Source organism: Streptomyces boncukensis, from assembly GCF_011045075.1.
Lineage (GTDB): Bacteria > Actinomycetota > Actinomycetes > Streptomycetales > Streptomycetaceae > Streptomyces > Streptomyces boncukensis.
Genome location: NZ_JAAKZZ010000552.1, coordinates 1 through 4,505 on the forward strand (window position 1 = coordinate 1; position 4,505 = coordinate 4,505).

4 protein-coding genes and 1 pseudogene are annotated in these 4,505 nt (G+C 75.8%); 3 read left to right on the plus strand and 2 right to left on the minus strand.

The window, feature by feature from the left end; translation table 11 throughout:
- Window positions 1–79: 79 nt before the first annotated feature.
- Window positions 80–1,207 (plus strand): annotated as a pseudogene (locus G5C65_RS31785) (MFS transporter); the annotation flags it as partial.
- On the opposite strand, the gene G5C65_RS31790 reads toward G5C65_RS31785, so the two are convergent.
- The gene (locus G5C65_RS31790) at window positions 1,188–1,565 is read right to left on the minus strand and encodes an ArsR/SmtB family transcription factor (protein WP_338146759.1); all 378 of its coding nucleotides are present in this window, start codon (window positions 1,563–1,565) and stop codon (window positions 1,188–1,190) included. The pseudogene G5C65_RS31785 and the gene G5C65_RS31790 sit on opposite strands and share 20 nt — an antisense overlap.
- Before the next feature lie 142 nt (window positions 1,566–1,707).
- On the opposite strand from G5C65_RS31790, the gene G5C65_RS31795 reads away from it, so the two are divergent.
- The gene (locus tag G5C65_RS31795) at window positions 1,708–2,949 is read left to right on the plus strand and encodes an MFS transporter (protein WP_165302507.1); all 1,242 of its coding nucleotides are present in this window, start codon (window positions 1,708–1,710) and stop codon (window positions 2,947–2,949) included.
- A gap of 66 nt (window positions 2,950–3,015) precedes the next feature.
- Here G5C65_RS31795 and G5C65_RS31800 read toward each other — a convergent pair whose 3' ends face one another.
- A complete protein-coding gene (locus G5C65_RS31800) occupies window positions 3,016–3,723 on the minus strand; it encodes a copper homeostasis protein CutC (RefSeq protein WP_165302508.1) in 708 nt (235 codons plus the stop codon).
- Between the two features lie 68 nt (window positions 3,724–3,791).
- Here G5C65_RS31800 and G5C65_RS31805 point away from each other — a divergent pair, with 68 nt between their 5' ends.
- Window positions 3,792–4,478 (plus strand): HD domain-containing protein, encoded by a 687-nt coding sequence (locus G5C65_RS31805; RefSeq protein WP_165302509.1) that lies wholly within the window; start codon window positions 3,792–3,794, stop codon window positions 4,476–4,478.
- The last annotated feature ends 27 nt before the right edge of the window (window positions 4,479–4,505 follow it).

Here is a 4,505-nt window from a genome sequence, read left to right on the forward strand (position 1 = left end):
CGGCAGCCCCCGTCCGGCGCGGTCGTTGGCGTCGCGTTAGCGCCAGCACCGGCGCGGGGCGGCTGCTGGACTCGGCGGCATGCCGCTCTCCGTGCTCTCCCTGACCCTGGGCATCTTCGCCCTCGTCACCACCGAGATCCTGCCCGTCGGACTGCTGACCTCCCTGGGCTCCGACTTCGCCGTCTCGGACGGGATGGCGGGGCTGACGATGACCATGCCGGGCCTGCTGGCCGCGCCGGCGGCCCCGCTGCTGACCGTGGCGACGGCGCGCGCCGACCGGCGGCGCGTGCTGTGCGCCTTCATGGCGCTGCTCACGCTGGCGAACGTGCTTGTCGCGGTGGCGGACGCCTACTGGCTGGTGCTGGTCTCCCGGGTGCTCGTCGGCGTCACCATCGGCGGCTTCTGGTCGGTGGCCGCCGGGCTGGCCGGCCGGCTGGTGCCCGCGCGCTCGGCGGGCCGGGCGACGGCGGTGATCTTCTCCGCCGTGCCGCTGGGCTCGGTGCTCGGGGTGCCCGCCGGCACGTTCCTGGGGGACCTCGCGGGGTGGCGGACGGCGTTCGCGGCCATGGCCGTGCTGTCGGCGGGCGTGCTGGCGCTGATGCTCCTCGTCCTCCCGCCGCTCCCGCCGCCCGCCGAGACCACCCGGCCCGCCGTGCTGCGCGCCCTGGTCCGGCGGCGCGGTACGCGGCTGGCGCTGCTCGTCACCTTCCTCGTGGTGCTGGCCCACTTCGGGACGTACACCTACGTCGGCCCGTTCCTGGAGCGGGTGACGCGGATGGGGCCCGGGAGCGTCACGCTCTGTCTCCTCGCCTACGGAGTGGCCGGGGTCTGCGGGAACTTCGCGGGCGGCTGGGCGGTCGTGCGGCACCCGCGCGCGGTGTTCGGCGCCGCCGCCGGGACGACGGGCGGCGCGCTGCTGCTCCTGCCGCTGCTGGGCGGGAACGCGGGCGGGGCCGCGGCGCTGCTGGCCGTGTGGGGCTTCGCGTACGGGGCCGTGCCCGTCGCGTCCCAGCGGTGGTTCGCGAACGCGGCGCCCGGGGCGCCGGAGGCCGCGTCCGTGCTGTTCACGGCGTCCTTCCAGGCGACCATCTCGCTGGGCGCGCTGGCGGGCGGCGCGGTCGTGGACGCCTCGTCGCCGCCGGCGCTGATGGCGGCGGGCGGGGCGGTCGCCGTGCTCGCCCTCGCGGTCATCGCGCTGCCGGCGGCTGCCACTCGGCCACCAGCCGGAGCAGCCCGGGGAAGCGGGCCTCCAGGTCCGCGATCCGCACCTGGTTCCGGCGCGCGGGACCGTACTGCCGCTGGCGGATGAGGCCCGCGTCGCGGAGGGTGCGGAAGTGGTGGGTGAGGGACGACTTGGGGCGGTCCAGCCCGAACCAGGTGCAGGTGTGGTCGAACTCCTCCGACTCCAGCAGCAGCTTGCGGACCACGCCCATCCGCAGCGGGTCGCTCAGCGCCGCCATCACCGCCTCCAGCCGGATCTCGTCGCGCGCGGGCTCGGGCAGCGGCTCAGGCACCTCCCCGGCGGGGGGCGGCGGCTCCTGGAGCCCGGGGACCGTACCGGACATGGCGGCTCCTCCTCTCGGATCCTCTCGGATCCTCTCGGAACGGGACTCCATTGTACGAGTTGATTCGTACCGCTGAAGCTGGTACGACTTCTCTCGTACTGACTGTACGAGTTTACTCGAACCACCGAGCGCTGGAGCCCCCATGCCCCCGTACGCGCCCGCCGCCGAGGCGCCGCCCCTGCCCGCAGCGGACACCGCCCCCGCGCCCTCCCGGCGGTGGATCTGGCTCGCCGCCTGGCCCGTTGTCGCCGTCCTGGCCCTCTCCAACGAGCCCGCACCGCTCTATGTCCTCTGGCAGCGGCAGCTCGGCTTCTCCTCCGCCACCCTCACCCTCGTCTACGCCTTCTACATCGCCGGGCTGCTGGGCACCCTCACCGTCGCGGGCACGCTCTCCGACCGCTACGGGCGCAAGCCGGTGCTGCTGCCGGGGCTCGGGCTCGGCGTCGCCGCCGGGGTGCTGTTCATGACGGCCCACTCGGTGCCGGCGCTCTCCCTGGCGCGGCTGCTGAGCGGCGTCGCGGTCGGCGCTTTCCTGTCGGCCGGGCTGGCGGCCGTCTCCGATGTCGCGGACCGCGCGGACAAGCGGCTGGCGGGGCTCGTCGCGTCCTCGTCCATGGTCGGTGGCGCGGCGGTGGGCCCGCTGCTCACGGGGGTGCTCTCGGAGACGCTGCCGGGCCCGTCCGTCACCGTCTTCGCCGTCCAGATCGCGCTGCTGCTGGCCGCGCTGCCGGTGGTGCTGCGGATGCCGCTGCCGCAGCGGGCCCGCGCGGGCGGTGCGGCGGGCGGCGGACGCTGGATCCGGATCCCCAACGCCCCGCGCGCCAACCGCCGCCAGCTCCTGCTCGGCCTCGCCGTCTTCGCTCCCGGCATCGCCGCGACCGGGTTCGTGCTCTCGCTCGGCCCGAGCCTGCTGGCGGAGCTGCTGCACACCAGCAGCCGGATCCTGTCCGGGGCCACGATCTTCGTGCTGTTCGCGGCCGCGACGGGCGTCCAGTTCGCGGCCCGCCGGCTGCGGACCCGCACCGACCTGCTGACGGGCGCCGCGCTGACCGTGCTCAGCATGGCCCTGCTCGTCCTCGCGGTGGCCGCCACCTCGGTCGCCGCGCTGCTCGCCTCCGCCGTGCTGGCGGGGCTCGGCCAGGGACTCAGCCAGCTGGGCGGCCTCACGATGCTCGCCGCCGACGTCCCCGCCGGCCGCCTCGCGGAGGCCAACGCGGCGTTCACGGCGGGCGGCTATCTGCTGGCGGGCGTCCTCCCGGTCGCCGCGGGCACGCTGAGCGACGCCACGACGCTGACGACCGGCACCACGGTGTTCGGCGTGACCGTCACAGCCCTGGTGGCGGCGGGCGCGCTCGCGGTCATACGGGGTACGCGGGACTCCTGACCCCCGCACGTCGCGCCCCGCGAGGGGCGCGGGGAACTGCGCGCCCGGCCGCCGAAAGGCGCCCCCTCAGCCGCCCGCGTCGAGCGCCCCGCGCCACACCCGCACCGCGTCGACGTCGACCGGTCCGTCCCACCCGCCGGGCCGGGCCGCGCCGCCGATGTGGAAGGCCCCGACCCCGGCGTCCCGGAGCCCCGCGAGATGCTGCAGCCGCAGCCCTCCGCCGACCAGCATCGTCGCCCCGTACCCCGGCTCCCCTGAGCGGGTGCGCGCGGCCTCCTCGTACAGCACGGGCAGCCCCTCGGCCACCCCCTCCGGCGACCCGGCCGTCAGATAGGTGTCCAGACCCGGCACCTCGGCGAGCTGCTTGCGCGCGGCGGGCCGGTCGACGGCGCGGTCGATCGCGCGGTGGAACGTCCAGCGGCAGCCGTCCAGCTCCTCGGCCAGCGCCGCCACCGCCACCATGTCGGGCTGCCCGGCGTCGTCCAGGAAGCCCAGCACGAACTCCTCCGCGCCCTCGGCGCGCAGCTGCCGCGCCCGGGTCCGCAGCGACGCGACATCGGCCTCGTCCCCGGCGGCGAACCCGTCCGTGAGCCGCAGCATCACCCGCAGCGGGATCCCGCACGCGGCGCGGATCGCGGCGAAGGTCTCCCGGGAGGGCGTGAGCCCGTCGGCGGCGATATCGCCGACCACTTCCAGCCGGTCGGCGCCCCCGGCCTGCGCGGCCGCCGCGTCCTCCGCGCTGAGCGCGATCACTTCCAGCAATGGTCTAGACATATCTCACACCTTGCCATACCCCTGGGGGCCCTGGAAGACAGCGATCATGCCGGACGACAATTGTCCGTATGTCCACCCACCCCCCGCAGGACGACGCGCAGCACGAGGCCCTGCTCTCCCGCTGGAACGCGCTGCTGCACCACGCGCAGCAAGGCGGCACCCCGGACGGCGAGGCGCCGGACCCCGCACCGTACGGCGAGGACCTGCTCGCCCGCTGGAGCGAGCCGCAGCGCCGCTACCACACCCCCGCCCATCTGCTCGCCGTCCTCGACCGCGTGGACGAACTCGCGCCGCACGCGGGCCCCGGCCTCGACCCGGTCGCCGTCCTGCTCGCGGCCTGGTTCCACGACGCGGTCTACCGCCCCGACCGCTCCGAGAACGAGGAGCGCAGCGCCCGCCTCGCCGAGCGCGCCCTCCCGGAGGCGGGCGTACCGGCCGCCACGGTGTCCGAGGTGGCCCGCCTGGTCCGGCTCACCGCCACCCACGACCCGGCGCCCGGCGACTCCAGCGGCGAGGTGCTGTGCGACGCCGACCTCGCGGTCCTGGCGGGCGGCCCGGAGGCGTACGCGCACTACGCGGCCGGGATCCGCGAGGAGTACGCGTTCGTGCCCGACGACGCCTTCCGCGAGGGCCGCACCCGGGTGCTGCGCCAGCTGCTCGCCCTGGAGCCGCTGTTCCGCACGGAGTACGCACAGAGCGCCTGGGAACGGACGGCCCGCCACAACATGCACACAGAACTGGAGCTGCTCACTTGACCCCTGACACCACCTCCGCCCCCGCCC

Coding starts and splice junctions, on each gene's coding strand:
- G5C65_RS31795 (WP_165302507.1), top strand. CDS start 1,708: ATGCCCCCGTACGCGCCCGCCGCCGAGGCGCCGCCCCTGCCCGCAGCG.
- G5C65_RS31790 (WP_338146759.1), bottom strand. CDS start 1,565: ATGTCCGGTACGGTCCCCGGGCTCCAGGAGCCGCCGCCCCCCGCCGGG.
- G5C65_RS31800 (WP_165302508.1), bottom strand. CDS start 3,723: ATGTCTAGACCATTGCTGGAAGTGATCGCGCTCAGCGCGGAGGACGCG.
- G5C65_RS31805 (WP_165302509.1), top strand. CDS start 3,792: ATGTCCACCCACCCCCCGCAGGACGACGCGCAGCACGAGGCCCTGCTC.